The 25,961-nt window shown below is 34.7% G+C and carries 25 protein-coding genes; 5 read left to right on the top strand and 20 right to left on the bottom strand.

Annotation, left to right across the window (positions count from 1 at the left end; genetic code table 11):
- Positions 1-29: 29 nt before the first annotated feature.
- From ATZ35_RS05595 to ATZ35_RS05580, 4 genes are all read right to left on the bottom strand, one after another.
- Complete coding sequence (locus ATZ35_RS05595; RefSeq protein ID WP_208929872.1) at positions 30-1,706, bottom strand: 6-pyruvoyl-tetrahydropterin synthase-related protein; 1,677 nt, start codon at positions 1,704-1,706, stop codon at positions 30-32.
- Between the two features lie 177 nt (positions 1,707-1,883).
- Entirely contained in the window at positions 1,884-2,567 is a 684-nt protein-coding gene (locus ATZ35_RS05590) for a DUF1129 domain-containing protein (RefSeq protein WP_086277608.1), read from the bottom strand.
- A gap of 101 nt (positions 2,568-2,668) precedes the next feature.
- Complete coding sequence (ychF, locus tag ATZ35_RS05585; RefSeq protein ID WP_208929871.1) at positions 2,669-3,769, bottom strand: redox-regulated ATPase YchF; 1,101 nt, start codon at positions 3,767-3,769, stop codon at positions 2,669-2,671.
- A 3-nt stretch (positions 3,770-3,772) separates the two neighbouring features.
- Positions 3,773-3,970, bottom strand: coding sequence for a DUF951 domain-containing protein (locus ATZ35_RS05580; RefSeq protein ID WP_025870734.1), 198 nt, complete (start codon positions 3,968-3,970; stop codon positions 3,773-3,775).
- Between the two features lie 330 nt (positions 3,971-4,300).
- On the opposite strand from ATZ35_RS05580, the gene ATZ35_RS05575 reads away from it, so the two are divergent.
- Positions 4,301-5,818 (top strand): AcpB/EbpR/MafR family transcriptional regulator, encoded by a 1,518-nt coding sequence (locus tag ATZ35_RS05575; protein WP_208929870.1) that lies wholly within the window; start codon positions 4,301-4,303, stop codon positions 5,816-5,818.
- Between the two features lie 171 nt (positions 5,819-5,989).
- Here ATZ35_RS05575 and ATZ35_RS05570 read toward each other — a convergent pair whose 3' ends face one another.
- The 14 genes from ATZ35_RS05570 to ATZ35_RS05505 all read right to left on the bottom strand — a co-directional run bounded on the left by ATZ35_RS05570 (position 5,990) and on the right by ATZ35_RS05505 (position 20,155).
- The gene (locus tag ATZ35_RS05570; RefSeq protein ID WP_208930429.1) at positions 5,990-7,096 is read right to left on the bottom strand and encodes a tyrosine-type recombinase/integrase; all 1,107 of its coding nucleotides are present in this window, start codon (positions 7,094-7,096) and stop codon (positions 5,990-5,992) included.
- A 377-nt stretch (positions 7,097-7,473) separates the two neighbouring features.
- Positions 7,474-8,712, bottom strand: coding sequence for a hypothetical protein (locus ATZ35_RS05565; protein ID WP_208929869.1), 1,239 nt, complete (start codon positions 8,710-8,712; stop codon positions 7,474-7,476).
- Between the two features lie 149 nt (positions 8,713-8,861).
- On the bottom strand, positions 8,862-10,061 hold the full coding sequence (locus ATZ35_RS05560) for a WxLIP family cell surface protein (protein ID WP_208929868.1): 1,200 nt from the start codon (positions 10,059-10,061) through the stop codon (positions 8,862-8,864).
- A 291-nt stretch (positions 10,062-10,352) separates the two neighbouring features.
- A complete protein-coding gene (locus tag ATZ35_RS05555; protein ID WP_208929867.1) occupies positions 10,353-11,480 on the bottom strand; it encodes a hypothetical protein in 1,128 nt (375 codons plus the stop codon).
- A gap of 17 nt (positions 11,481-11,497) precedes the next feature.
- Positions 11,498-12,286 (bottom strand): hypothetical protein, encoded by a 789-nt coding sequence (locus ATZ35_RS05550; protein ID WP_208929866.1) that lies wholly within the window; start codon positions 12,284-12,286, stop codon positions 11,498-11,500.
- Between the two features lie 36 nt (positions 12,287-12,322).
- Entirely contained in the window at positions 12,323-13,150 is an 828-nt protein-coding gene (locus ATZ35_RS05545; RefSeq protein WP_208929865.1) for a helix-turn-helix domain-containing protein, read from the bottom strand.
- A 1,095-nt stretch (positions 13,151-14,245) separates the two neighbouring features.
- Positions 14,246-15,139, bottom strand: a complete 894-nt coding sequence (locus tag ATZ35_RS05540; RefSeq protein WP_208929864.1) for a ParB/RepB/Spo0J family partition protein — start codon at positions 15,137-15,139, stop codon at positions 14,246-14,248.
- On the bottom strand, positions 15,132-15,893 hold the full coding sequence (locus ATZ35_RS05535; protein ID WP_010762166.1) for a ParA family protein: 762 nt from the start codon (positions 15,891-15,893) through the stop codon (positions 15,132-15,134). Before ATZ35_RS05535 ends, ATZ35_RS05540 begins: the two co-directional genes overlap by 8 nt.
- A gap of 15 nt (positions 15,894-15,908) precedes the next feature.
- Positions 15,909-16,625 (bottom strand): 16S rRNA (guanine(527)-N(7))-methyltransferase RsmG, encoded by a 717-nt coding sequence (rsmG, locus tag ATZ35_RS05530; protein WP_208929863.1) that lies wholly within the window; start codon positions 16,623-16,625, stop codon positions 15,909-15,911.
- Between the two features lie 224 nt (positions 16,626-16,849).
- Positions 16,850-17,608, bottom strand: coding sequence for a class II aldolase/adducin family protein (locus ATZ35_RS05525; RefSeq protein ID WP_208929862.1), 759 nt, complete (start codon positions 17,606-17,608; stop codon positions 16,850-16,852).
- A 6-nt stretch (positions 17,609-17,614) separates the two neighbouring features.
- Entirely contained in the window at positions 17,615-17,875 is a 261-nt protein-coding gene (locus ATZ35_RS05520) for a hypothetical protein (protein WP_208929861.1), read from the bottom strand.
- Between the two features lie 26 nt (positions 17,876-17,901).
- Positions 17,902-19,257, bottom strand: a complete 1,356-nt coding sequence (locus ATZ35_RS05515) for a PTS galactitol transporter subunit IIC (RefSeq protein WP_208929860.1) — start codon at positions 19,255-19,257, stop codon at positions 17,902-17,904.
- A 126-nt stretch (positions 19,258-19,383) separates the two neighbouring features.
- Entirely contained in the window at positions 19,384-19,686 is a 303-nt protein-coding gene (locus ATZ35_RS05510; protein WP_208929859.1) for a PTS sugar transporter subunit IIB, read from the bottom strand.
- Positions 19,679-20,155 (bottom strand): PTS sugar transporter subunit IIA, encoded by a 477-nt coding sequence (locus ATZ35_RS05505; RefSeq protein ID WP_208929858.1) that lies wholly within the window; start codon positions 20,153-20,155, stop codon positions 19,679-19,681. The genes ATZ35_RS05510 and ATZ35_RS05505 overlap by 8 nt, the downstream gene beginning before the upstream one ends.
- Positions 20,156-20,346: 191 nt before the next feature.
- Between ATZ35_RS05505 and ATZ35_RS05500 the strand changes: the two genes are divergently transcribed.
- Both ATZ35_RS05500 and ATZ35_RS05495 read left to right on the top strand, forming a co-directional pair.
- The gene (locus ATZ35_RS05500) at positions 20,347-21,108 is read left to right on the top strand and encodes a DeoR/GlpR family DNA-binding transcription regulator (RefSeq protein WP_208929857.1); all 762 of its coding nucleotides are present in this window, start codon (positions 20,347-20,349) and stop codon (positions 21,106-21,108) included.
- Positions 21,109-21,172: 64 nt separating this feature from the next.
- Positions 21,173-22,138 (top strand): 1-phosphofructokinase family hexose kinase, encoded by a 966-nt coding sequence (locus ATZ35_RS05495; protein WP_208929856.1) that lies wholly within the window; start codon positions 21,173-21,175, stop codon positions 22,136-22,138.
- A gap of 66 nt (positions 22,139-22,204) precedes the next feature.
- Here the strand turns inward: ATZ35_RS05495 and ATZ35_RS05490 are convergent, their stop codons facing one another.
- Together ATZ35_RS05490 and ATZ35_RS05485 are read right to left on the bottom strand one after the other, a co-directional pair.
- Positions 22,205-23,599, bottom strand: coding sequence for a M24 family metallopeptidase (locus ATZ35_RS05490; protein WP_208929855.1), 1,395 nt, complete (start codon positions 23,597-23,599; stop codon positions 22,205-22,207).
- 36 nt (positions 23,600-23,635) lie between these two features.
- Positions 23,636-24,337, bottom strand: coding sequence for a GNAT family N-acetyltransferase (locus ATZ35_RS05485; RefSeq protein WP_208929854.1), 702 nt, complete (start codon positions 24,335-24,337; stop codon positions 23,636-23,638).
- 270 nt (positions 24,338-24,607) lie between these two features.
- On the opposite strand from ATZ35_RS05485, the gene ATZ35_RS05480 reads away from it, so the two are divergent.
- Both ATZ35_RS05480 and ATZ35_RS05475 read left to right on the top strand, forming a co-directional pair.
- Positions 24,608-25,342: a LytR/AlgR family response regulator transcription factor gene (locus tag ATZ35_RS05480; RefSeq protein WP_208929853.1), complete on the top strand. Its 735-nt coding sequence runs from the start codon at positions 24,608-24,610 to the stop codon at positions 25,340-25,342.
- A 305-nt stretch (positions 25,343-25,647) separates the two neighbouring features.
- Positions 25,648-25,950 (top strand): WXG100 family type VII secretion target, encoded by a 303-nt coding sequence (locus ATZ35_RS05475; RefSeq protein WP_010766560.1) that lies wholly within the window; start codon positions 25,648-25,650, stop codon positions 25,948-25,950.
- Positions 25,951-25,961: the final 11 nt, after the last annotated feature.

Raw genomic sequence — 25,961 nt, 5'->3', positions numbered from 1 at the left:
TTGTTATCAAAACAAAAGGATAACTATTGTTATTTCTTTAATTTTAACCTAACAAGTACTCTCTTGCCACCTTGCCACATAATCCCTAACAAGAGTGTCGAAATAGAAACACCTAAGGAAATTTTTTGAGCTAAAGTTGGCTGGTAGGAGACCACGACACTTCCTTTATTGGCTAGCGCAATATCAACTAAACCAGTTTGTTTATTTAATACAGTTGGAACGATTTTTTCTTTTCCATTACTTACTATTTTGGCCTGATAACCATAATAATAGATAAATGGAACTGTCACAGTCGCCTTTTCTGTGTATTTAGTTTGATAATCAAATGCCACTGAATCAAATGTCATTTCGACTTTTTTTACTTCTATTTTTTCACTATCATACGTAAGCTGACGATGTTTATTTTTTTTGATAATGTCATAATCTACTTCTGTTGGTAAATATTCATGCCCTGCACCAATATAGTAACTATTCGTTTGATCATATGACTGATGAGATAATAGCCGCTTTCCTTCAGTATCAATGCTTTCTTTTTCATATAATCCCACACCAAGCAAAATAACCGTGGCTAAAACAAGTTGGCGGCTAGGGTATCTTTTAAACAGCCCTAAATAATCGTTCGCAATAAGATAAGCTACTAACAATGTTACGATCGATAAAAAGCGCCAAGGAAACTGGATTGTATTGAGAGGTGTCTGGTCAAATAACTGCCAAGGAAAGAGATTCGTTGTCATTAGCATAAAAAACAGCGCTAAAATAATCAATGTCCTATTTGGTGCATCTCGTTTGAATAACATGCCAGTATAAAGAACTAAACCAAGTAGCAAAATAACGCCGATATTAGCCGATGATGCATGAAAAACGGTATTTTTAAAACTATTAGTCAGCAGTTCTCTCAAAGAATAGCTTCGCTCTGAAATCAGTGTTAACGGTTTTGAGGTAACTTGAAATGTCACATGTCTCATCTGTTCAAAAATCGGTACTAAATAAAAAGCTAGTAACAACATCGTTACACCTACGGCTTTTACTATCGCCACAATTACCTCTTTTTTTAGAAATTTTTTCAAATTAAGAAGAATATACAGTCCAATAAAAATACTGGCGATCTCCAATGAAATAAAATGGGCTAAACCGATCCCTGTCATCCCAATAGTTAATAATAGCCATCTTCCTGTTTTTCCATTTTTCAATAAATATAAACTAGCTAAAATCAACGGAAAAAAACTCATCGCCAGTAGTTCTCCTAGTGCTTGTCGATTAAAAAAATCCTGTAATCGGTAAATCGATAACGTATATAATAATGAAAACAACCAGCTTTTCATCTTAGATAACGCCATATATCTTCCTGAAATGTACGTCACAATAAAGGTACCTAAATTTATCCCAATCGCAAAAAGGATAAAACTATTCGCAAGAGATAGGCCTAGAAGACGTAATACTGCTGGAAAATACAAATAAAAATCTGGGTAAAACAAACTAGAGGCATACCCATATCCTCCAATAAAAAAATAACTGATTTTAGGGAATAACACCCCATTTTTCATGGACAAAGCTAGACCCTCAATTCGATTTTGGTGGAAATGATAGTCATCACCGATCATGATATGACCATTCTGAAGATAAACAATATAGAGAGACAAAATACTTAATATAAGAAAACTCAAAAAAATAACGATACGGCTATGTTGATTGAGCCAAGTTTTCATCGATTCACCTCTTTCGATTGAAAATAAATTGAAAGTTTCATTCCTAATCTCTATGGTATCGTGTAAAAGTTTTTCTTTCAAACACGAACCCCTTTCAAACCTCTTAGCTGTCAATCTAAAAAGAATCTTAAACAAAACGAAAAATAGTTTTGTTTAAGATTCTTTTTCATGTATTATTTAGCGTGCCAAACTGCTTCGCATATTGTATTTTTTCTTTAATAAGTAACGAGTACCTAAAGCAAGCCCACCAATAATGATCACAACAACTGGATCAAAGACAGGATTAATGATCGGTGGCAACATTGCGGAACCCGCAAAGACAACAAGCCATAGAAGCATTGCTCCAACTAAAATCAAACCAGTTTTGAACCAACCAGGACGTTTTGATTTGTCCACACCTGGACGATCATATTGATAAACATATTTATACATCAGATAAAATACATACCCACCAGCCATTGAGGCTAGCACCAATGTTAGTAATCCCAACGGTTGTGATTTTCCTTTGGACCACATCATCATAACTGAGAACATGATCGTCATTACACCAAATAATAGTAATGTATTATCTAGCCACATCAACATCGGTGTTGATTCTGGCAATTCTTCTGGTTTATTTAAAATAGACTCCGTACGTTCAGCCACTGTTCCGAAAAGCTGACGCGCAGTTTTCCCACTTTTTTGACCTTCTACTAAATGAGGTAGAATTTCATGTAGAGCAAGCGTCTGTGCTTCTTCTGAAAGATTAGCAGCAACTAATGATTTTTTTAAGTCAAAGATGTACTGTTCATTTCTCTTTGTTAATTTTTGTTCAAGTTCACGATTTTCTGAAACAATAGCTCGAAGTGCTTCTGATTCCATTTTTTGCGTCCTCCTCGCCCGTGGCCAACGGGACAGTCTTTACCTAAAAAGTATTCTAACACATTTTTTAGGGAGAAAAACAGTTTTTAGCAATTTTTTTACTATACATTGAAACGGAAAAGCATAACATCGCCATCTTGTACAATATATTCTTTTCCTTCCAAACGAACTTTGCCCGCTTCTTTAGCTGCTTGCATATTACCATACGTGTTCAAGTCATCGAATGAAACCGTCTCTGCACGAATAAATCCGCGTTCAAAGTCCGTATGAATGATTCCAGCTGCTTGAGGTGCTTTGATTCCCTTACGGAAAGTCCAGGCACGTACTTCTTGCTCACCTGCCGTAAAGTAAGTTGCCAATCCCAATAAATCATAGGCAGCACGAATCAGTTGATCTAAACCAGATTCCTCGATTCCTAGCGCTTCTAAGAAATCTGCTTTATCTTCATCATCTAATTCAGCAATTTCTTCTTCAGCACGCGCACAAACTACGATTACTTCCGCTTGTTCATTTGCTGCAAAAGTCCGTACTTGTTGAACATAAGGATTATTATCTGAAGCCGCTACTTCATCTTCTGAAACATTGGCTACATATAAAATCGGTTTTGCTGTTAATAAGAATAAGCTTTTAACTATTTTTTGCTCATCTTCCGTAAATTCAATCGTACGAGCAGAAAGACCTTCTTCTAAAACTGGTTTAAGTTTGTCCAATACAGCAAGCTCTGCTACTGCATCTTTATCTTTTGTCTTAGCAATCTTAGCGACGCGTGTATAGCGTTTCGTAATAGAATCTAAGTCAGCTAACACTAATTCCAAATTAATAGTATCAATATCTGCTAACGGATCTACACGCCCTTCTACATGGGTAATATTATCATCATCAAAGCAACGTACCACATGACAAATAGCATCTACTTGACGAATATGGCTTAAAAATTGATTTCCTAAACCTTCACCTTTACTTGCACCTTTTACGATTCCAGCGATATCCGTAAACTCAAAAGTTGTTGGTACTGTTTTTTTAGGTTTCACTAACTCTGTTAAACGCAGCAAGCGCTCATCTGGTACTTCAACCATCCCCACATTCGGATCAATTGTTGCAAACGGGTAATTTGCCGCCTCTGCTCCTGCTTTTGTAATTGCGTTAAAAAGGGTAGATTTCCCTACGTTCGGTAAACCTACGATTCCAGCTGTTAATGCCATTGATCATTCACTATCCTTTATTAGTTTTTTTTCCAAAATTTTCTTCATCTTTTTTTCAAAATCACGGCGTGTCATCATAACGATATGACCGCAATTCGTACATTTTATTTTAATATCAGCGCCCATTCGGATAATTTCCCAACGATTTGCCTGACAAGCATGGGGCTTTTTCATTTCTACAATATCACCAAGATCATACATTTCAGACATATCCCTTCTAAAATAGTCATAAAAACAGACATAAACATACAAAGATACAATACCATTTTTTGGACAATCAAGCAAAGCTATTTTATTGATTCACTTTATTTATGTATTTAATAATAAAACAAAAAGAACGAATGAAGCTATTTCTTAAAAAAATAAAAATAAACCCACTTAAATATGATTGTATTTCCCCTATAGATGTTAGATAATGATCACAATGTCAATGTAAGAATAAAGTTGAGCTATTAAAACATACGTAAAGCTTAGTATGCTTTCAACTTATTTTATCCTTACTTCAATACTGACATTTAAAGGAGTTTTACTATGAGAAAATTTGACTTACTAGAAAAGTTGGAAGTTTATCAAATTGACTTATTGATCTACCTAAGTACTGTTGGGGGTACCGCAACAAAAAAAGAACTTTTACATCATTTAGAGATAGGTGAATATTTTTTGGCAAAACTGATTGACAGCTTAACAGTATCCGCAAAAAAAGCGAATAATCGTTTTTCCATTGACGTAAGCAAGCATACTATCACCATTCAAACAAAACCAGAATATTCTCTTCATACCCTATATAATGAACTAATCGTTCATGCACCAATGTATAGAATTTTAGAAGAATTATTGCTTTTTGGCAGTATCGACACCTCTCGTCTATGTGAAAAAATTGGGATTAGTTATTCAACCTACTTCAGAAAAATCAATGAATTGAATAAATTATTAGCTGAATTTGATTTATCCATCCAAAATGGTTATCTGCTTGGTTCTGAGCTACAAATTCGTTTTTTTTACGTTTCTCTTTATTTGGTCACAGATCCTAAACACCAGCTAAAAGTCCCTAATATCGATCCTCGAATTTATGAAACAGTCAATACTGTTCAGCAGATTTTAGGCAGTCCTCTTTCAAACTATGCTCGAAAAAAACTTATCATCTACTTAAGCCTATTGAAAAGAAGAAATGCTCAAAAAAAAATACCGATTTATAGTGAACAAGAACCTTTTTTCAGTAATAAATCAGACATCCCTAGCCAAAAAAGATTTTTGAATGCCTTAAAAAAAACGCATTTGTTTAAAAAAGTCAATCAAGCACTTGGATCGTTCTTAGTTTACTATTCCTTTAAAATGCTTCCTAGTGAAACGATCTTACTGCTGCTCTTCATGCTAGGTGAAGAAATCATCCCTGCTAATTCTCACTGTTTAAAAGAGCTTGACTTAATTGAAAGGTACAGTAGTTTTTTTATCCGGACTTTGAATCAAGAATTCTTAGATTTTATGAAAAAAAAACACTTAAATGCACAATTGACTACTACTCACAGTTCTACCCTTCATTACTATCTAAATTCTAGCGGCTATCACCATTTACTATTCAAAGGTCATATTGATTATTATTGGGATTCCAATGATCCTCAATGGGAAACAGTGAAATACTCTGAAACTGTCTATCACTTTGTTGATTATCTGAAAGAAAAATACCCAAAATTGTTTGTCGATGCTATTCATGATTCTGCTCTTATTAAAAAATACGCACATGCGATTCGTTTTTATGAAGAGTGCACCAAAACTAAAATTTCTGTTGGTATCTTTATTGAGGGTGATTTGCTCCACAAAAGAAAAGCTACGAATTGGTGGATAAAATATGTTGAATTGACTGCTTTTGCGCATGCAGAACCGTTAGTTAACAACAAACTCTATGATTTAGTTATCAGTAATGTAGATTCCTCTTATTTAAAAAAATACGGAAAATGTTTTTTCTTCATGACAAACTATCATGAAAAAAAAGATATTGCTGATTTGGGTCGGCTACTGTTTGATATCTATTCCTCTCACGCTAAATTGTGATTACATGTAGCCGATGAGGGATTGCTTCTGCATCTACGGTTCTCGTTTCACTCCGATCCTCGAAGCACTGAGGACCGTTTGCTCCCACCGTTTATCCGGATTTCATGTGTCTGGGATATGACTCGCAGAGCTATGTCCCAGACACCTTTTTGTTACACACATAAGAAACAACTATTTAAAAAAGTCCAGTTTTTCTACTAATTGGCGTTCTTCTGTAAAAAAAGAATTTGTGTAACAATCTAATGTCATTTTAGTTGACGAATGCCCTAATAAAGAACTGATTGTTGCAATATTTCCTCCTGCTTCCAAACATCGGGTAGCGAAAGTATGTCTCAAAGAGTGAAAGGAGAATCCTTCCAACCCAATTTTTTTCCGAATAATTTGAAAACGATAGGCGATTGTACGCGGTTCTAAAGCCTTATGTTTATTTGAAATAACGTAATCACTTGTTGATACTTTTTGAAGTTCCAACAATTTTTTTCTTAAAGCTTTTGTAATTGGAACTTTTCGTTGCGAATTGCTACTTTTTGGTGTCACTTCCACAATCTCTGTCTTTCGCCCACCCTTATCTTCTACCTGCACTCTGAGCACTGTTCGATTGACTCCTAATGTATTGTTTTCAAAATCGATATCTTCCCATTTCAGTCCGCATATCTCCCCAATCCGTAATCCTGTCTGTAAAGCCAGCATAATAGAAAAAAATTTCTGGCTAGTGCTAATTTCTTTGACTAGCTTAGCTTGGTCTTTAATAGATAGGGCCTGGACTGTTTTTTTCCTCGTTTTTGGAAGATCCAATCCCGCACATGGATTTTCTGTCAATAATTTTAATGATACTGCTTTACCTAAACAGTTTTTCAGTACTGAGAATATTGACCGAATCGAGCTTGCTTTTAATTGTGTTTCCATTTTTTTTAATAAACTGTCAATATCTGTTTGTTTTAGTTTTTGTAATTTTACCGAACCAATCCTTGATAATACATGGACATCCATCTTATTTTTATAGCTAGCATATGTACTACTTTTTACTTTTGGCCGAACGAAAGTATCTAACCAATAATTTGTCCAATCTGCTAGTTGCCCTTCATAAGGAAGCAAGCTTTTACTGCTATTTGTTTGTTTTTCATATTTTTTCAAAATGAGTAGGTGTTTTACTTCCGAATACTTGTAACCATAGATATATCCATAATGGATCTTCCCACTTTTTTGTCTCCCTTTTATGTATCGACCTTCCCAACGACCATCTTTTCTTTTATAGATATTTTCTCCTCTTCTTGCCATCATCGAGACCCTTTCTAAAATTTAATTTTTATTGATTTAAGAAAATGAAATTATTACAAATTTTAAATATGTTATATTCTTTTACCAATCCAAAGCACTTATTTAAAATCAATATACGGTTTTCCCTTTTCATTTACTCCCAACTAAACTTAACCATGATCTTACAATACGTTCATTTTTCTTAACTAAGTATGCATTACTATTTTTTTTACTTAGTCTCAAAAATTCTAGAAAAAAAGAAAATATTTGAAAGTCTGATATCAACTTTTTTTGTTATACAAATACTATTTACATAATATTATAAGGAAAAAGAAAAAGGTCCGTACATTCGAAACTGTCTTAGTTCCTGCACATTCCCCCTTTTTCAATCAAGTTGTTCAATATCTTACTTCATTCACTAGGGTATTGTTACTCAACCTTAAGGAGTTGCTTAAAAAATCTTTTAGTGCTGCATATCCTTCTAGTTTTACCAACATTTCTTGTGAACAATAAACCCAATAATTAAATAGTGTAGGGCCTGCTGCGACCTTTTCTACAGTTTCCATAAGTGGACCTAACTCTTCAATTAATTCTCTACAACTTAGCCGACCAGCAATAACAATTTCTTCTTTCCCTTCTAGTTCTAACAACATCCACAAATAATCTATAAATTCTATTTTAGCTTTTAAAACCAAAAATTTTTTCTTAGGTATCATTTTTTTCCCATGCAATTCTTGGCCTTTTGTAAAATGCGTTAAAACTTCCATCTCGAGTTTAGAAGCGGTTCCTGTTAAGCCGACCTTTTTAATTGATTTTTCTTCGATTAATTTTTTTTTTGAAGATTGGATCGAGGATCGTTTCTTTGTTTTTATAGGATTTGATCCCTTTGTTTGGCGATTAAGTACAAACTTATGTACTTGAGTTTTTTTTTGACTAGTAACTTGTTTGCTTACCTGAGTCGTCTTCACTGGATCTGTCTTTGTTTCGAGCACCGCTTGTTTTTTATTTTTAGAATCACTTTGGCTATCTGTCATTTTATAATCCACTTGACTCATTTGTTCTTTGATTGTTTTACTGACCTTTATAAGTTCAGTCTTAAGTAACTCTCCAGAATCTAAAACGATTGACTCATTTTTTACAAGTCTGTCTTCCAGAAGCTCCATTTTTTTGGTCAATTGACTGAACTTCTCTAAAGCTCCATTAATTTCAGCTTCTTTTCGTTTGTATTCCTCTTCTTTTTCCTGTTTAATCACGTCATCATAAGTTTCGATAATCTCTTTCGCACACTCTTTTAATTCTTGCAAGTGCTTTACATGTGCTTCTTCATAAAAACCGATAGTAAATGTTAAGACAATATAAGCAGTTGATGTGAAGACATTGATTTTTTTGATGACTAATTCATTATTTTTTTCAGTCCACGTTTCATATACTCTTTTCGTGATCTGCTCAAGCTCCATCAATGACCGAACATCCTTTTTAAAAATCAATTTACATGAAAGATACGCTTCGTTTGGTGTATCCAAGTGTTTATTGAAAAGTTCTACCCCCAAAAGCCTTGGATTGACTTTTTGATGAAGTATATATTTTTTTATTATTTTTCTTCCTTGTTTCTGGGTATTTTGCTCAGCTTCGTTCATGTCCACCAACTCCTAAAATCGCTATACTATAAATCTCTTTTTTGATTTAAAAACATTGATCGATAACTGTTCTGAACTCAACACTTAATTTTGGATAGGTATTACTATTGTTAGAATTAGATCCTTATTTGTAAGATAGCAGATTATAGTTATTTCGATTGTTTCCCTCGTTCTTGTATCTTTTCTGAACTTGCGGGTCGTTTTTTCTTTTTCCTTGCTCTAGCTTTATTATTTATTTTTGACTTACTATTTTGCTGAGCCTTTTTGTTGTTCCGATCACGCTTTTTCTTTTTTTGATATAGTATTTCTTCATAGCGTTTCTCTTTACGCTTTCTTGAGATTAGTAAAATCAACAAAAGTAATAGTAATATTACAAATGTGATTATCAAAATGATAGTGTATAGCATTATATGTTTTTTTTCTAAATTTATATTAGATGCAGCATTTTTTTTATTTTCATTTTTAGTAATCTCGAGTTCTTTATCCCATTTCCATTCTTGATTGGTTGCATGAGATTTTGCAGTCAGCTGGATTTTATAATTTCTCGCTTGAAATCCTTGCTTTTCTCCATCAATCATAAAAGTAAAACTTGAATTTGGAGCCATTCGATGACCCGTCAACCTACTTTGCTGCAAAATCTTATCTGAGCCTTTTTCGTAAACTTTTGCGACATACTCGATATCTTCTAAATTCATTGATCGTTCATTTTGAATAGTAGCTTTTAGGCTATTCCGACTCGACTCACCTGAGGCAGTAAGCTCCAGCAAATTCAATTTCGCTTCAACTGGGGTATCTGTCTCAGTTAGTTTTACAGCCACTATATATGTTTTTTTCGCCTGATTTTTCTTAGTATTGGCCTCTTTTTCTTCATTTATCTTTTCTGCAGAAACCAATTTGATGCCACCTAATACCATTCCATCAAATTGATGTTCAGGCATTTTTAAACGAACGGTTGCTACGATCGTTTTATTTGCAGGAATGACCAGTTCCGGCTCAGCAGTTGCAATATCCTGCAAAGCAATTTCCAAACTCTTATCTCTCCCGACGATTTTTGATCGATCAGAATAATCTATGTCCCCAGATTCATTTGTCGTAGCATTGTTGATTTGTAAGGAAACCTGTTGTGCTTTATCTGAGGTATTGATCAGCTCTAGCTTCAAATCCTGCGTCTGACCTGGGTTCATCCTAAGATCATAGTAAGTTGCTTCTGGATTATGCTGGTTTTCCGGTAAAACTGGCTTTACTGAAATAGCCATCCCAGTTTTAGATCCAATCAATAAAGCTGTCAGTGATAATAGAAAAATTCCTATCACTCTAATCAAGCGAAGTGTTTTTCGTTTCTTAATCATTGAATTTCAAACTCCCTGCATAGTAAAATCTTATGTACATACTCGCTGAAAAATCAAACATAGCAACTAGTGAAATCAATTGAGTTCCTCTTGATATACTGGCGGGTATTATCTTACTATCCTTGATTATTTTGTTGTTTTAGCCTTATTCACTTTTGAAATTTTTTCCTCAGTACTCAGCAGATACTTTAAAAAGTTATGTAGTAGCGGATGGGAAAAGCCGACAATTCCCAATCCTTTTTATTCCTTTGGACAAAACGTGAAGGTAAATATAACAGCTCATCATAATTGTTAGTCATCAGTCAAGGATTCTTCGTTTAATACGATCTGTTCAAGTAAATAATTTTCTCCCTGTATCAAATCAAAATACGCTGCTTTATTTAGTATACTTTCATAGTCCATCTTCATGATTCGAACATGAGGCTGACGAAACCATGACCTTTTTTTAATTTTTACTCGTGACTCGATCAGCTTACACTCATCTAAAATTAAGTAAATTTCATTTGTTGATACTGAATCTTTAAAAGTTCTTACTTGTTCTCTTTCATAAGTCAGCTGATTGTCAGAAATTGTCATCTTTTCAGATTTTGTCACTAATTCTTTATTCATCATCCATGATTGCTCCAAAAACTTAGCTTTTTGCAACAATTGAGAATATTCTCTTAAATCAATTTTTAAAATTTGATCCCAATTCTCATTTTCATCACTACTTGACTTACTTAATTCTTTCATAGCTCGAGATAGATTTTGTCGCTCCATTTGGTCGATGACAACTTCTAACTTTTTATTGGCAAGCCGCATTCTTTCTTTTGCGTATCTTTCTCTACTGACAGCTTCTTCTATTTTTAGTAAATAGTTCTCATCATGTTCACTGTACTCAATAACTTCCGCTTGCTCTGAAACCTCAGAATTAGTGACCTTTAAAGGCTGAATAAATTTAGAGACAAGCCTTTCAATTTCACTGACAAAAGCCTCCAACACATCTCCTTCATTGTCGTCTGGTAACTGCTGGTCCAATGACTGAAGTAAGTTGACCATAAAAGGGAAGCCTGTCTCTCTATAAGCAATAGGAACAAAATCGATGTAGTAAACAACACGATTGTCTTCTTTTTCCTTCGAACCACCTATCCAAGCAACTTGGGGAAATGTATGAATCAACTCATCCAGCAAAGCAGACCAGTCGAGATCAACAAAGTCTAATGTAATCTCAACATGTTTAAAAAAAGAAATTATAGTGTGGAACTCTTCAAAATATTCTTCCACTTCTTTTTGAGGGTAAGGGATTCTTTTATTTTTCTTTTGGAACATTTCTTCGCAAATATAATAAATATCCCGTAACATGTCATCATCAAAAAGGCGTTCACCAACTGCTGGAGAAGCGGCTTGATAAATGTCGACCATAATATTTTGATAAACCACTTCTTGATCCCCTTCCCTTAATCTAGTGATTGATCCGCTAGTCGGCTTGATTTACTCAATAAATCTTCCATCAGCACACTTGTTTCACTTTGTAAGCGAAGAATCCGTGTATGATAATTAGCCGCTTCTTGATTGATCATTTTCAGCTCGATTGAAGCTTCTGAAACTGCTTTTTTGGTTTCATGTCTGGCAGCCTCTACCGTTCGATCAGCCTCAACAGTGGCACGCTCAATAATCTGTTGTGCTTTTTCTTTTGCTTCCATCAATACTTCTGCAATTTGATTTTTCATTTGATCTTGTTGACGTAGTTGCTTTTCAGTTTCTACGTTTTTATTTCGTTCTTCCAGCAATTGTTCATCTAATTGCACTCTTAACTCTTCTAATTGTCTGACTTGCTCTTCTAGTGAAAGGATTCTTTCTTTAGACTTAGATGAACTTGTCAAACGCATGGTCAATTGGTCGATTTCTTGTTGTTTGTTTTCAACTTCGGCCTTTAGTCGCTCAGCCATTGTTTTTTGGCGTTGTACTTCTTTTTGAAACTGCAGATTTTCACTATTTAAGTGTTCAATCACCGTTGCTTGTTCCTGTTGTGTTTCTTGCTCTTGTTTTCTCATAATATTTTCCGAACGCTCTCTTTTATTTGAAGTTTCTGGACGACTTTTTTTAGGTGGTTCATAAGTTTCTTCCTCAAATTCATCATCGTCGTATTCGTCGTATTCATCGTACTCGTCATATTCATCGTAGTACTCTTCGTAATCCTCATCATGGTTCCTTTTTTTTTTACTTTTTTTGTTAAATATTGCCAAATCTCTCGCTCCCTTTCTTAACTTATCCTGTTTGAGTTAAAGACTACCTACTAGCAGTTCTCTTATTTTTTCATCATTTTGTTCATCCAGTACAACAAACTCTTGATTCAAATAGTAACCAATTCCTTTTTTATTTAAAATGAATGGTTCAAAAATCGATGTTTTTTCCATTATCTTTTGTTTGATGCGATTGATTAGATTGCTTAATAAAGCTTGTTTATTTTTTTGCTTGGCATTCGTCCAAATGGCTTCGCATAATGATTGACTTGAAAAGACCCTCTGATCAGATTTAATAAAGTGTTCTAATACTTGATGCTCTTTTTTGGTCAGTGGAATCAGCCAATTATCAATAATCAAGGTACGATCTTTTAATTGGAATGAATATTGTTTTTTTACTTTCACAACAGTTGAAAATGGGCTAGTATTTTGTGAAGCCCCTTCATTATTTCCAGAATGACTTACTGCCCTTTCTTGACTATTTTTACCTGTACGACTAGCGCTCTCCTCAAAAATAGCTGCTAATTTACTTGCCAAATCAGTGACCGATATTGGATAACGAACAAAACTCACATTCGCATTATTAAGGTATTTTGATTTACTAACTTGTTCTGACTCAAACGTTAACACAACAATTGGTTTATTCAGTAGTGCTAGATTATCTAGAAACGATTCTTTCAACCCACTGTACATAGATTGTTGATAAATGATAAGATCGAAGTTTTGCAGAAAATAGAACTCCTTATCTTTTGGTTGAGTCAATATATCTTTTGAAACCATTATTTCATAATCCATATTCAACAAACTATTCTGCAACAGTCCATTTGCACTTAGTGTATCAGTCAATATAATAATTTTTTTCCTCATAATAGAAAATCCTCCTCTTAGTTTTTATATATAGTAAATTCCAACCATTTGTGTTTGATAAAATTCCTAATTTGGGAAATGTACCTTGACTTTTAATTGCCATATTTCACCTAAACCCGTTACATAGTAGATAATAGGAATTTCCTATTCTTATATAAAATAAGAAAAAACATTTTAATTGTATGGTATAAAAATGATTTCAAAATTAGATTGACGGTCTAATGACGGTCTATTTAAGAAAAACATAAAAAAGATTCTTTAAAATAATGATTATTATAAAAATAAATAATTTGATAATACTTTTATAAATGAACACGATAACGATGGTTCTGTCTATTTATTTTCTGTCAGTCTTACTTAAAATACAATTCTACCTAGCGATTTTCTTTTCAGATTTTTTTGAAGAGTTTCTTTTTTTTAAGGAATTTGAAAAAAATTCGGAAAATTAAAGTTATTTCTAGCTTCTTATTTTTTAACCACCTCTTTTCAACCCATTTACTTATTTATATAAATATAAAAATTGTTACTTTATTAGATTGCGTATACTCAAAACATAATTTTTATTGTTTTGACAAGATAAAGTTATTGAGCCAAATTGATATTTTTGACGGTTCATTTGACGGCGTATAAAAATAAGTAAATCTGTATAGGAACTTTTATTAATTATGGAATACGGAATAGCTAGGTGTAATCTCCATTGCTTTTATATAATAATCTATCTATAGATCACTGTTTTATTGTTAAATACATGATTTCCCTTTTAAATAAACTGTTTTATCCATAAATTAAATATATTGTTATTTTTTTATTCCTCATTGACATGTCCAAATTATTTATTGTATACTCGTAGTATGAGTATTTAAGTTAAGCCCCTGATAAACAAGAGCTGCACGCTTTAATTTAAACAATTATATATTTTTCTTATTTTATATAAAAACAAGAAAAATGTGTTATTTTTAAATATAATGATTTTATTAGATATTTTACTAATACTAATATATATTTTTTGGTATTCCATACTTAGCCATTTTAAAAAATAAAAAACGTGAAGCAAAACTTGTTAGTTTTACTCCACGTTTTTCTTTATTTTATTAACTAAGCTTCATCAAAATGTATCTCTAAAATATCTAAAATCCTTGCTAAATCCGACTGTGAAAGGTACTCGATCTCAATCTTCCCTTTACCTTCTTTTTCTTGAATAGCGACAGTCGTACCAAATTTATCCATTAAGCGATCTTCACTTTCACGGATGTAGTAAGGCTTATCTTTGGTATTTTTCTTTTCTTTTTTTGGCGATTTCTTACCCTGATTTTCATTTAGATCATTGACTATTTGCTCCAATTGACGAACAGTTAAATTTTCTGCAACTACTCGTTTGGCCAAAGGTAAAATCAGCTCTTTATCTTTTAAACCTAGTAAAGTTCTAGCTTGTCCCATTGACAAAATTTCGCCTTGAACCATTTCTTTGACTTGAGTTGGTAATGTTAGTAGACGTAAATAATTGGCAATATAGGGGCGGCTCTTTCCTAAACGTTCGGCAACTTCTACTTGAGTTAGTTTCAAGTTTTTCATCAACATATCATAAGCTTCTGCTTCTTCCAACGGATTTAAATCTTCACGTTGTAAATTTTCTAAAACAGCCACTTGCATCATGGCTTCTTCATCAAATTCACGGACAATTGCTGGAATGGTTTCCTTATCTGCCAATTTTGAAGCACGGAAACGACGTTCACCAGCAATTATCTCAAAACCTTTTACTGCTGATTTTCTGACAATGATTGGTTGAAACACACCTGATTGTTGGATCGAGTTCGCTAATTCCTGAAGGGATGCCTCATCAAACGTTTTTCTTGGTTGATAAGGGTTTGGACGCAGTTCATTTAAGGGAATTTCTAAGACTTCTTCTTTTTGAACATCCACATCTTCCAAACTAGCAAAATCTTGAAACAATGCATCAATACCTCTACCTAAACCTTTTCCTTTACTCATTATCCAACACTTCCTTTGCTAGTGCTTGGTACACTTCGGCACCACGTGAACGGGGATCATAATCAATAATCGACAAACCGTGACTTGGTGCTTCTGACAGACGAACATTTCTAGGAATGATCGTGTCATAGACTTTTTCACGGAAGTACTTACGAACTTCTTCAACCACTTCAGCTCCTAAGTTAGTCCGAGCATCATACATTGTCAACAATACACCTTCAATACGTAGCTCAGGGTTAAAATGCTTTTGAACTAAACGAATAGTGTTTAATAGCTGACTTAATCCTTCTAGTGCGTAATATTCACATTGTACAGGAATCAAAATCGAATCACTTGCTGTAAAAGCATTAATGGTTAAATGTCCTAAAGACGGCGGACAGTCGATCAAAACAAAGTCATAGATATCATTTATTTCTTCTATAGCAGCTTTTAATCGAGATTCTCTGGCCATCATCGAAGTCAATTCAATTTCTGCTCCCGCAAGCTGAATGGTCGCTGGGACGATATCTAAATTTTCTCTAGAGGTTTGCTGGATCACATTTTTGATTGGTTCTTCATTCACTAATACATCGTACACATCCGTTGCAACATCTGGTTTACGGACACCGATACCGCTTGTTGCATTTCCTTGAGCATCAATATCGATCAGCAACACTTTCTTGCCATAATAAGCAAGACAAGCACCTAGATTCACAGTGGTCGTTGTTTTACCAACACCGCCTTTTTGATTCGCTACAGAAATTATTCGTGCCATTTGTGTCCCTCCATCTTATTTGATTGGTTGTTTATTTGGTAATCCTGGTTTTCTTGGATATTTTTTAGGTGTTTCTTTTTTCTTTTGAATCACAACGATATGACGTTCATCTTCTGTGATAGGTAGTTTAAATGAAACTTCTTTTTGAAATTTACCGCCTAAAGTAGCGATCGCAGGTTTTGCTTCACTGATTTCTTCTTCACTTTTTGCTGCCTTTAAAGCTAAGAAAAAGCCATCTTTTTTCACTAGTGGCAAACATAGTTCACTCAATACATTCAAACGAGCCACTGCACGAGCTGTTACATAGTCGAACGTTGCGCGAAATGCCTCTTTTTGTCCAAATGTTTCCGCACGATCATGATATAAAGAAACGTCTTCTAGCCCCAGTTCATTGACTAATTCCGTCAAAAATGTGATTCGCTTGTTCAATGAATCAACGATTGTTACTTGTAATGTAGGAAAAACGATTTTTAACGGGATACTAGGAAACCCTGCTCCTGCACCCACATCACAAATCGATTTATTCGTTGAAAAATCTTCAAAAAATGCCAACGAAATAGAATCATAGAAATGTTTTAAATAAACTTCTTTCTTTTCTGTGATGGCAGTTAAATTCATTTTTTCGTTCCATTCAACGAGTAATTCAAAATAACGGGTAAATTGTTCCATTTGGCGATCCGATAATTGAATCCCTTTTTGGCTTAATAGTTGTTTAAATTCTTCAGGTGTCATATGTATCCTTCCTTGCGTGAAACAGAAAATGTTTCACAGTTGTCTTTTCTTACTTTAACGCAAATAGAGATTTCTTGCAATGTTTTTAGCAAGATTTATAGCAGTTCTAATAAAATGTTTCTTTCTATATATATGCATAAAAAATTACCTGTTGTCAGTAATAAAAAAGAAGCCATTCACTTAAAACCTTGAATCGGTTTAAAGGAACAGCTTCTTTTTTATTTTTAATCGCCGCCAGCAGTTATTTCTATTTTTTGATTGTAAATTGGCTCATGGTTTATCAAGTCGTCGATTGTGCCAATTTTGACCCCCTTAGAATAATAGCCATCCAAAATACCTAGTTTTTGAAAAACCGTTTGTTTATATGCAATTTCGGCATTCCATTCAACGGTATCTAGAATAGCTAATGCTGAATGGATAGCTTCCATTCCTGTTTCCCCACCTGTGGTAATTAAAACCCCGTGACTATCCAATAAAAATTCATGAGGCAATGTCTTTCTTGGCATCGTTTTAATATGATTGCTGACGATTTCAGCTAATTCTTCTGAACAATTGGGCTCAAACTCCAAGACTTCAATATACTCTACTTTCTGAGTTGCTTCGGTTAGGTTAGGCATATCTAATCCACTCGTTGCCCAAAACATACTATTTGGTGCGTGAGCATGTAGCACTGACTTGATTTCAGGGTTTGCATCATACACGGCTTCATGCATATTGATCTCTCTCGTTAAACCACCTTCTCCTGCAACAACTCTTCTTGTGTGAGGTTCTACCACTAAAATCTGTGAAGGAGAAACATGCCCAAGATATGCTTGAGACATCATAGTCGGCGTCATAATGATGTATTCTTTCCCGTTTTTATCCGTTGTTTTAAATGAAAAGTTGCCCCCAGCAACATTGGTATTTTTACGTTCAAAAATCAGTTGTACGATTTTTGCCATATCTTCTCTTTCACGTTCAAATAAAATTCTTCCATCTGCCATGATTTATTACAGCTCCTTCTTCTTTTTTAGTAAATTCCCTGTGCGGATTACCTCTTTTGCCGCATCCTGCACAACTTTATATTCTTCATATTTTTGTTTTTTTCGTTCATCATATTCTTTAAAAAGTACCGCATTACCATTTTTATAAATGTAAAAAGAAAGGATCATGACTAGAAAATACAATGGCGTGATGTTGGTCGATAACGCCAATATAAAAAGGAAACTATCTAAAAATAGTAGCGTCATCCATTTTCCTTTTTGGTTCATTTTATCCAGTCCTTTCAAGGCTTTAATCAATTTTCCACTTCATCATAACGTGCACTTGGAACAGGCTCTTTTGCCATATACTTATATAACCAGACAAACATAGCGATAAAGATAATAAATCCGACAATTGCTGCAAGATTCAAATTAGCTGCTTCTGCAAATAAGATTCTAAATTCCGGACCTTCGATCGATGACCACGTAATACTGCCACCCTTCAAGTCAACCGCACCTGTTTTTTTCGCTAATCCAGTCAGGACTGGTGCAAGATAGGTTGCGCCATATAAATAGAGCGGTGTATAAATAATGCCCAGTGTGATCATACGGTAAAGATTTCCTCCAGTTAATAGTAACCCTCCAACAGCAATCGAATAGTTGATTATTCCGGCAAGTGGCAACACCTGATTGCCTGGTAAAATCATGGCATACCCAATAAAAATCGGTACCAAGATAATCGCAGTCACCCAAATCTCAGAACGACCAGCTAAAATCGGCCAGTCTAATCCTATATAGACTTCACGATCCTTAAACCGTTTTTTCATCATTTCTGACATCGCATCAGCCAAAGGTGATAGTGATTGCATAAACATTTTACTGATCATTGGAAATAACGCCATTGCTGTCGCCACTTGAATCCCTAAGTTTAATGAACCAGAAATCCCATATGCTGCGCCAAATCCAAGTAACACACCAATGATGAACCCCATCACACTATTTTCAGAGAAAATCCCAATTTTTGCTTTTAAGGCTGATGTGTCCGCTTTTTTATTGAAGAAAGGAATTTTATCCATCACAATATTGACTGGTAACATCAATACTGCAGATATGTTCATCAAATGTGTGACAGTCACTAACGGAATCCCTGTTAAATCCTGAATATGGCGTTGGAACATATCCCCCATTTTTAATTCTAAAACCACTTGTACAACCGCCGCAATAAAGCCTGCAACGAGTGAGCCGCTGATAAAATACACCAAATAGGCAGTTAACGCCTTCCCCCAGACATTCCACATATCAACATTGAGTGTTTTGGTTAAGTTCAATAGAAGCATAATAAAGTTAACGCCTAAGACAACCGCGAAAAACACAAATGCATATGACCAAGACCATGTAATACTTGCCGCACCCGTCCAGCCTAAATCAAGGGCTGGTAAACTAATACCTGTATTTTTAGCCATCGCTTCTGACGCTGGACTAACAGCATCTGACATAAACCCAATCACCATGCTCATTCCAGTAAAGGCAACGCCAAGCGTAATCGCTGACATAAATGCTTTTTTCAGCGGCATTCGAGCGATCAACCCGATAATCAGGATAATCAACGGAACAAAAATAGCAGATCCTAGGTTCAATATATAATCAATCACAGATTGAAAAATTTCCATCTCTTCTACCTACCTATCTTTTTATTTTTTTGGTATGATTAGTTTGTATCGTTTTAATTTAGATCGTGAGATATATTTTCTCATTGTCTATTAGAGTTCAGATTCGTCACAATCTGAACTCCTTTTTTATTTCTTCGTATCGTTAACGATCCCCTCATAGATGTCATCCACGCCCATACCCGTTAAAAACGGCACACCTGCATAGACGGAAACACCTAGCTTTTCAGCTTCTTGTAGTACTTCATCATCAGGTTTTGCAATATAAACGTAAATACTAGCACTTGGTAATTCTTGTAAAATCGATTTGTAATCCACTGCTTCTACTGGATAATCGATCCCCTGTGCATCAAACTTACTTTTGATTTTTTCTGCTACTGTCGTACTCGTTGCCACACCACTACCACACGCCACAATTAATTTTCTAGCCATGTTTTACTTCCTCCCATTGGTTTATAAATAAATTGAATACGCCTTCATTTTCAGTCGTTTTTTCGAACTCCGATACGAATGCTTCATTTTGAAATAAGACCATTAACTCCTGCAATAAGCCAACCTGTTTTGAGGGATCTTTGATTCCTAGAAAAAATAAGTCTCTCACCTCCATTTCCTGATTGTCCCCCATTTGTTTGACTCTGATTGGTTTTGTTGTTCTAGTAACATATATGAAAGGTCTTTCAACATATTCTGTATCTGAATGAGGTAACGCAATATTGAGATACTCCGTAATCAAGCCAGTCGGAAACCCTTTTTCTCTATTTTTGATTCCTTCTAAGTAACCACTATTTACATAACCTGCTTGTTGTAGCCTTTCTGCAATAAGTTCAAATAATTCTTCTTCGTTTTGAACAGCTACATTTAAATCGATTAACTCGGGTTGAAACATCTGTTGTGTGCTCATAATTTTATCTCCAATCTTTAGATATTCAAACTTTTTATGTTCAACTTTGTAAATATATGTTAAACTTTGTTTATACAAAAAGAATACAACTTGTGTAATGGTTTGTCAACGCTTTCTTTCGATTGTTTTTTGTTCGTTTTACGTTTAAAATGTAATAGATAAACATTTTCGAACAAAAAGGAGACCTTTTTATGTTAAAAAGAGAACGACATGCCCATATTTTAGATCTATTGGAAAAAAGCACCTTTATGACCGTGTCCGATATAGCCACAGAACTACAAGTTTCAGAAATGACGATTCGTAGAGATATCACGGAACTAAGTGATACCAATCAACTAGTTCGCTTATATGGAGGAGCACAGAAAATCGATCGTAAAGACAAAGAGCTGGCTACTTACGAGAAAATCAATCTACATATCGAACAAAAAGAATATATCGGTAAAATCATGAACTCTTTGATCCAAGATCACCAAGTTGTTTTTGTTGGCGCTGGAACCACGATTTTATATGCATTACCTTTTATTAAAAAACAAAATTTGATGATTGTTACCAATAGTTTGTTAGCCTTTAATTACATTATTGCGCACACAGACTATCGCATCTTATTAACTGGGGGGGATTTTACACCGATCACAGAAGAATTTATCGGAGAACATGCAGAGCAGACTTTTGAAACAATCAATATTGATATTGCCTTTGCAGCAACAAATGGCATCTATAACAACAATGTGACGACTTCTAACTATTTAGAAGGTGGCGTACAACGTGCAGCTTTTAAAAATGCAAAACAAAAAATTGTCGTGGCAGATAGTACCAAGTTTAATGTTAGTGATGTCTATACGTTTTATAAATTATCTGATTTAGACTACGTGATCACTGACAACAAAATCGATGAACCAACCTTTAATTTCTACCAATCTTATGGAAAATTGTTAAATAAACCAGTTAACTGAAGGTTCTCGGCTCTTTCAGAACCTCAGCTTAGCTTACTTAGTATCTGAAGGAGAGAAAACAACAATGATTGTAACAGTGACACTAAATCCATCAATGGACTCGATTTATTTTACCGATACCTTTACTCTGGGTGAGATGAACCGCTGCAGTAATCCGATCAAAGCAGTCGGTGGAAAAGGAATCAACGCCGGAAGAACTGCAGCCATTTTAGGCGGGAACGTGACGGCAATGGGCGTTTTGGCGGGTCTCAATGGGGAATCTATTCGTACAGCGCTTGAACAAGAACCCTTTCAAACTATATTTCTACCCATTGCTGGAGAGTCAAGAAATGCAGTAACTGTGATGGATCGCAAAAAAAATCAAACTGAAATCGTAGAACTTGGACCAGAAATTACTGCTGAAACCGCAAAGAAGATTATAGATCAAGTAATCGATTTTTCATTGGAACAAAAAAAAAGACCGATCATTGCTTTGTGTGGGTCAGCCAACACAAAAAATGAACGATTATACCACGACTATTTACAACAGTTAAACGAGCAACTTGGATCCAATATAAAAGTCCTAACAGACATTTCTGGAAAACAACTACACAATGCCTTAAAAAGCCCGATAAAACCTTATTTTATCAAACCGAATATTCATGAATTTGCGGAATTACTGAACGTTTCTATTACGACTAAAAATGAAATCGTCAAACAGCTGAGCCACCCTATATTACAAGGAATTCCCTTTATCCTAGTTTCTTGTGGCGGTGATGGTGCAATTGCGAAATATCAGGAGCAGATTTTTGATATTACCCTACCGATGATCGATGTCATCAACCCGACTGGTTCTGGGGATGCAACCGTAGGAGGTGTAGCATTTGCTTTAGATCAAGACTTTTCTATAGAAGAAACACTACGGTATGCTATGGCCTGTGGAATGAGTAATGCCCTTGAGCAAGCAGTAGGATATGTCTCTATTGAAAATGTTGCGCTATTGAAAAATAACATTATTATTCGAGAAATATCAGAAATGTTTCACGTGTAACAATGGCTATAAAAAATTAAATAAGGAGCTGACCGTTAAAAAGAATAGTCAGCTCCTTATTTTCAATCATAGTTTAACACAGCGAAAAGCTTGCTCTTTTGCTAAATAAAACGGACGTAAATACCCCACAGTGTTGGACAATGGGATGATATCTTCACTTAGTTCGATATTCAATACTTCTTTAAGATAGCTTCTTCGTGCAGTGATTCGCTGCCATAATTCAGGGTAATCAGCTTCAATTTGTCTTTGCAACTTTTCATCAGCCAACGCTACGCACTCTTCAGCACTTACGCCTGTATAGCCTGCCACAGATGGAATAATATCGATTTGTAAGATCATCCCACTCTTCAATGTTTCATCAGATCCGGCATAAATCGGCGAAGACATCCATTCTTCATCTGAAACTAAATGACCTGGATTCAAATGCCAATGATAATCCGCTTTAGGAAAAACCGACTCAATGGTTTGATAAAGTTCGTTGCCTTGCATGCCAATTTTGATCGTTTCTAGCCAAGCCGTCACAGCTTGATAATAGGGTTTGGCAACTCTCTCTAGATAATCCTGTTGATTTGCTGGAAGTTGCGTCGCGTTTTCTATAACGAAACCAGTTCGGCTAGATAACCCACCTTTAAAGGCAGTGGTTAAAGACAATGGATCGCCTAGTTTGACTTGCTTGTGTGTTGGATAAACATTGGCATATTCAAACCGTTGTCCAGTTGCAGCAATCGTCACGACTGTATTCGTTTGTCCTTCTGCCGTTAATTCATTCCCTAATACAGCTTCTGTCACCCCTATTTCAACCGCATCCATTGCCTTCAAAATAGAGCTGGATGATAGATTTGCACCATATTCATAATGAGCCACTTCATTCGCATTATTGGTTGTACGAGCGCCTTGATCTCCTCGAATAAACAGATGAGCTGCATTTTTGAGCACTGCTTGCGCATTTTTACTTGTTAAAAGTGCTTGGATAATAAAATAAGGTAAATCAAAATACGCTTCGTTATCCGATTCAGTAGTAGTAAACATTTTCCAGCCTACTACGCCAATTTTGTGCTTCTTCGCTAAACCAATTGCTGTAAATATAGTTTCCAGTCTTGCTTCGTTATCCATTGGTTGGTTTGGCAAAGAAAACAGCGGAAAATGAATCAATTGATTTTCAATTCGAGCAACTTTTGCCATTTTCAAATTTTCATTTCCCAGGACGAGTGTACACTCTCCTGTTGCATCTAAGATGAGCAGTCCTTCTTCAAAACGAGGGATAAAGCCTGTTAAGTACTCAAAATTACCACCATGCTCTTTGTCCGCATAAATCACGATGCTGTCAAAACCTTCTACTTTCATGTTTTCCAAGACTTTCTGTTTTCTTTCGAGCATCGTTTCATCTGTTAAATATGTTGGAGCAACATCGGTAAAAATCATCGGCTTTGGAACTTTTGTTAGTTGCACTTCTTTTTTCATTGTATTGGTTTCCCTTCAAATTAAACTTATTTGTTATTAGCATTCATTTAGACGCCTTTTTTGCTTTCCTTCGGCAGTAAAATTGCTACTGTCCAACCAGGATTCCAGTCGCTCTTTCCTGTCAGCCCACTCACTATCGATAATTGAAAACCAAGCAGTGTCTCTGTTACGCTCCTTATAGACCAATGCATTACGAAAAATCCCTTCAAAAGTAAATCCTAAACGTAAAGCTGCTTTTCTAGAAGGTTCATTTAATGCATCACATTTCCATTCATACCGTCGATAACCCAAGTCATCTATTGCATAACACGCTAAAAGATATTGGGCTTCTGTGGCGATTCGTGTTTTCTTCAATTGATCAGAATAAATCACAAAACCAACTTCGATCGTCCCTTGATCTAGATTGGTTCGCATTAGAGCCAACGTCCCTAATGCTTTTCCACTAGATTTATCAATGATCGCATAATGAAAAGGATCTTGTGATTGACTGATTGTTTCTAGATAAGTAGCAAACACTGTTTTATTTTCAAAAGGCTCCAACGGTAAGTATGTCCAATTTTTAGAAGAACTTTCTGGTCCGTAAACTTGGTATAGGGCTTCAAGATGGCGGACAGGATCTATTTTTTCAAGTCGACAATATATTCCTTCAAGTAGCGCTTTTGTTGGATAGTCTCTTTTAGACCACTTCCTCACTGCATAACCAATCGGCTGATGATATGAATTGTACTGATTTTCCATTTTCTTCTACTCTCCCCCATTGTTTTATTTAGTATAACAAAAAAAGAAAGCAATACGATATGGAAAGTTTTCCCATACTTTATTTAAAGTTTCCTATTATTAATAAATATTATAACTTTTTCTCTTAAATGACTCCTTTTCGTACAATTTTTGAGAATTTCTGTAAAAAAAATATGCTATGATTGTAAATGATAAAAATAAATGGCTTAAAAACTAATTTATTCTATATAAACATACATTTTTAATCTTAAACTCAAGGGAGATGAGCTATTGAAGATTGCATTGTGTGATAACAACCAGAGAGATATGGGAAATATCGAACGTACCATCCAGCTTCACACTTCCCAGCAATATGAATTTGATTTCTTTACGAATGGGGAAAAGTTAATTCGCCAACTCGCAGAAAAAGAGGCTACTTATAATATCTATTTCATTTCTATTGAACTGACTGAAATGGATGGCGTGGCACTGGCTAAACAAATCCGCGCCTTTGATTTAGAAGCACTTATTATTTTTGTTGCAGAAGACATTCAGAGAATGCCTGAAGTATTTAAAGTACAAGCTTTTGATTATTTGCTAAAGCCGATCGACCAGAATTCCTTGCTAGAAACAATAGATCGAGCAAACAATTATTTTAATGCGATTCATGCCTATTTTGAATTCTCATTTAATCGAAAACTCGTCGTCTTATCAATGAGCGAAATCGTTTATATTGTAAAAAGTGGTCGAGTTGCTTACATCCACACAACCGAAAAAGTCTACAAAACCTATTTAACGATGGTCGAGATCATTGACAAACTAAATAAAGATACCTTTGCACGGATACATGGAAGTTATTTAGTAAACTTGAATTATATTATTGAAATCGCCAAAAATGAAGTGTTTGTGAAGCAATTTGAAGAAGATATACAGCAGGAAAAAAGCTTGTCCTTACCAATGAGCAGAACGTTTAAAGAGGAACTAAAAGACAAATATGTACACTTTCTCAAGACGCGGAAATCTTAGCTTTTCACTATATTATAGAGATTACATTTAGTTTAAATAATAAACATATAAAAATAATTTATTCGTAAATAATCTGTTATTTTTAATAGATTATTTTATTTTTCAGACTTATAGGTAACTATAAAATCCACATATAGATAAAAAATAACCTTAAAGATAAGTTATAATTCTATTTTTCTTGTTATTTTTTACCTAAAACACGCAACTTTTTACATTAAGTATTTATCGGACCTTTTTTATGGTAACGTTTATGTAACTAGTGAGCATTATTTTGCTTTCTAAAAAACTATTTGGAGGAATGAAAAATGGCAGGCGATAGAATTAAATTATCCCCACAAGAACTAAGAACTTCTGCAACAAAATATACGGATGGTTCAAACCAAGTAAATGATATTTTACAAAAACTACAATCTGAACAAGATACGATTCAAGGTAACTGGGAAGGTAGCGGTTTTGATAGCTTTAACGATCAATTTACTGCTTTAAAACCAAAAGTATCTGAGTTTGCTGAATTATTAGAGCAAATCAACAAACAATTGAACGAAGTTGCCAACATTGTAGAAGAAACAGATCAAAATATCTCTTCAGCAATCGGAAGAGGTCTATAAGAACCACATAA

The sequence above is a fragment of the Enterococcus rotai genome (genome assembly GCF_001465345.1).
GTDB classification, from domain to species: domain Bacteria; phylum Bacillota; class Bacilli; order Lactobacillales; family Enterococcaceae; genus Enterococcus_L; species Enterococcus_L rotai.
Note: the sequence above shows the minus strand (reverse complement) of the source record. Positions and strands in the feature narration are given on the sequence as shown.

Bases quoted from the DNA above. Each gene is read 5' to 3' on its own strand.
- ATZ35_RS05595 (WP_208929872.1), bottom strand. From the start codon at position 1,706: ATGAAAACTTGGCTCAATCAACATAGCCGTATCGTTATTTTTTTGAGT.
- ATZ35_RS05590 (WP_086277608.1), bottom strand. From the start codon at position 2,567: ATGGAATCAGAAGCACTTCGAGCTATTGTTTCAGAAAATCGTGAACTT.
- ychF (WP_208929871.1), bottom strand. From the start codon at position 3,769: ATGGCATTAACAGCTGGAATCGTAGGTTTACCGAACGTAGGGAAATCT.
- ATZ35_RS05580 (WP_025870734.1), bottom strand. From the start codon at position 3,970: ATGTATGATCTTGGTGATATTGTAGAAATGAAAAAGCCCCATGCTTGT.
- ATZ35_RS05575 (WP_208929870.1), top strand. From the start codon at position 4,301: ATGAGAAAATTTGACTTACTAGAAAAGTTGGAAGTTTATCAAATTGAC.
- ATZ35_RS05570 (WP_208930429.1), bottom strand. From the start codon at position 7,096: ATGGCAAGAAGAGGAGAAAATATCTATAAAAGAAAAGATGGTCGTTGG.
- ATZ35_RS05565 (WP_208929869.1), bottom strand. From the start codon at position 8,712: ATGAACGAAGCTGAGCAAAATACCCAGAAACAAGGAAGAAAAATAATA.
- ATZ35_RS05560 (WP_208929868.1), bottom strand. From the start codon at position 10,061: ATGATTAAGAAACGAAAAACACTTCGCTTGATTAGAGTGATAGGAATT.
- ATZ35_RS05545 (WP_208929865.1), bottom strand. From the start codon at position 13,150: ATGAGGAAAAAAATTATTATATTGACTGATACACTAAGTGCAAATGGA.
- ATZ35_RS05540 (WP_208929864.1), bottom strand. From the start codon at position 15,139: ATGAGTAAAGGAAAAGGTTTAGGTAGAGGTATTGATGCATTGTTTCAA.
- ATZ35_RS05535 (WP_010762166.1), bottom strand. From the start codon at position 15,893: ATGGCACGAATAATTTCTGTAGCGAATCAAAAAGGCGGTGTTGGTAAA.
- rsmG (WP_208929863.1), bottom strand. From the start codon at position 16,625: ATGACACCTGAAGAATTTAAACAACTATTAAGCCAAAAAGGGATTCAA.
- ATZ35_RS05525 (WP_208929862.1), bottom strand. From the start codon at position 17,608: ATGGCAGATGGAAGAATTTTATTTGAACGTGAAAGAGAAGATATGGCA.
- ATZ35_RS05520 (WP_208929861.1), bottom strand. From the start codon at position 17,875: ATGAACCAAAAAGGAAAATGGATGACGCTACTATTTTTAGATAGTTTC.
- ATZ35_RS05515 (WP_208929860.1), bottom strand. From the start codon at position 19,257: ATGGAAATTTTTCAATCTGTGATTGATTATATATTGAACCTAGGATCT.
- ATZ35_RS05510 (WP_208929859.1), bottom strand. From the start codon at position 19,686: ATGGCTAGAAAATTAATTGTGGCGTGTGGTAGTGGTGTGGCAACGAGT.
- ATZ35_RS05505 (WP_208929858.1), bottom strand. From the start codon at position 20,155: ATGAGCACACAACAGATGTTTCAACCCGAGTTAATCGATTTAAATGTA.
- ATZ35_RS05500 (WP_208929857.1), top strand. From the start codon at position 20,347: ATGTTAAAAAGAGAACGACATGCCCATATTTTAGATCTATTGGAAAAA.
- ATZ35_RS05495 (WP_208929856.1), top strand. From the start codon at position 21,173: ATGATTGTAACAGTGACACTAAATCCATCAATGGACTCGATTTATTTT.
- ATZ35_RS05490 (WP_208929855.1), bottom strand. From the start codon at position 23,599: ATGAAAAAAGAAGTGCAACTAACAAAAGTTCCAAAGCCGATGATTTTT.
- ATZ35_RS05485 (WP_208929854.1), bottom strand. From the start codon at position 24,337: ATGGAAAATCAGTACAATTCATATCATCAGCCGATTGGTTATGCAGTG.
- ATZ35_RS05475 (WP_010766560.1), top strand. From the start codon at position 25,648: ATGGCAGGCGATAGAATTAAATTATCCCCACAAGAACTAAGAACTTCT.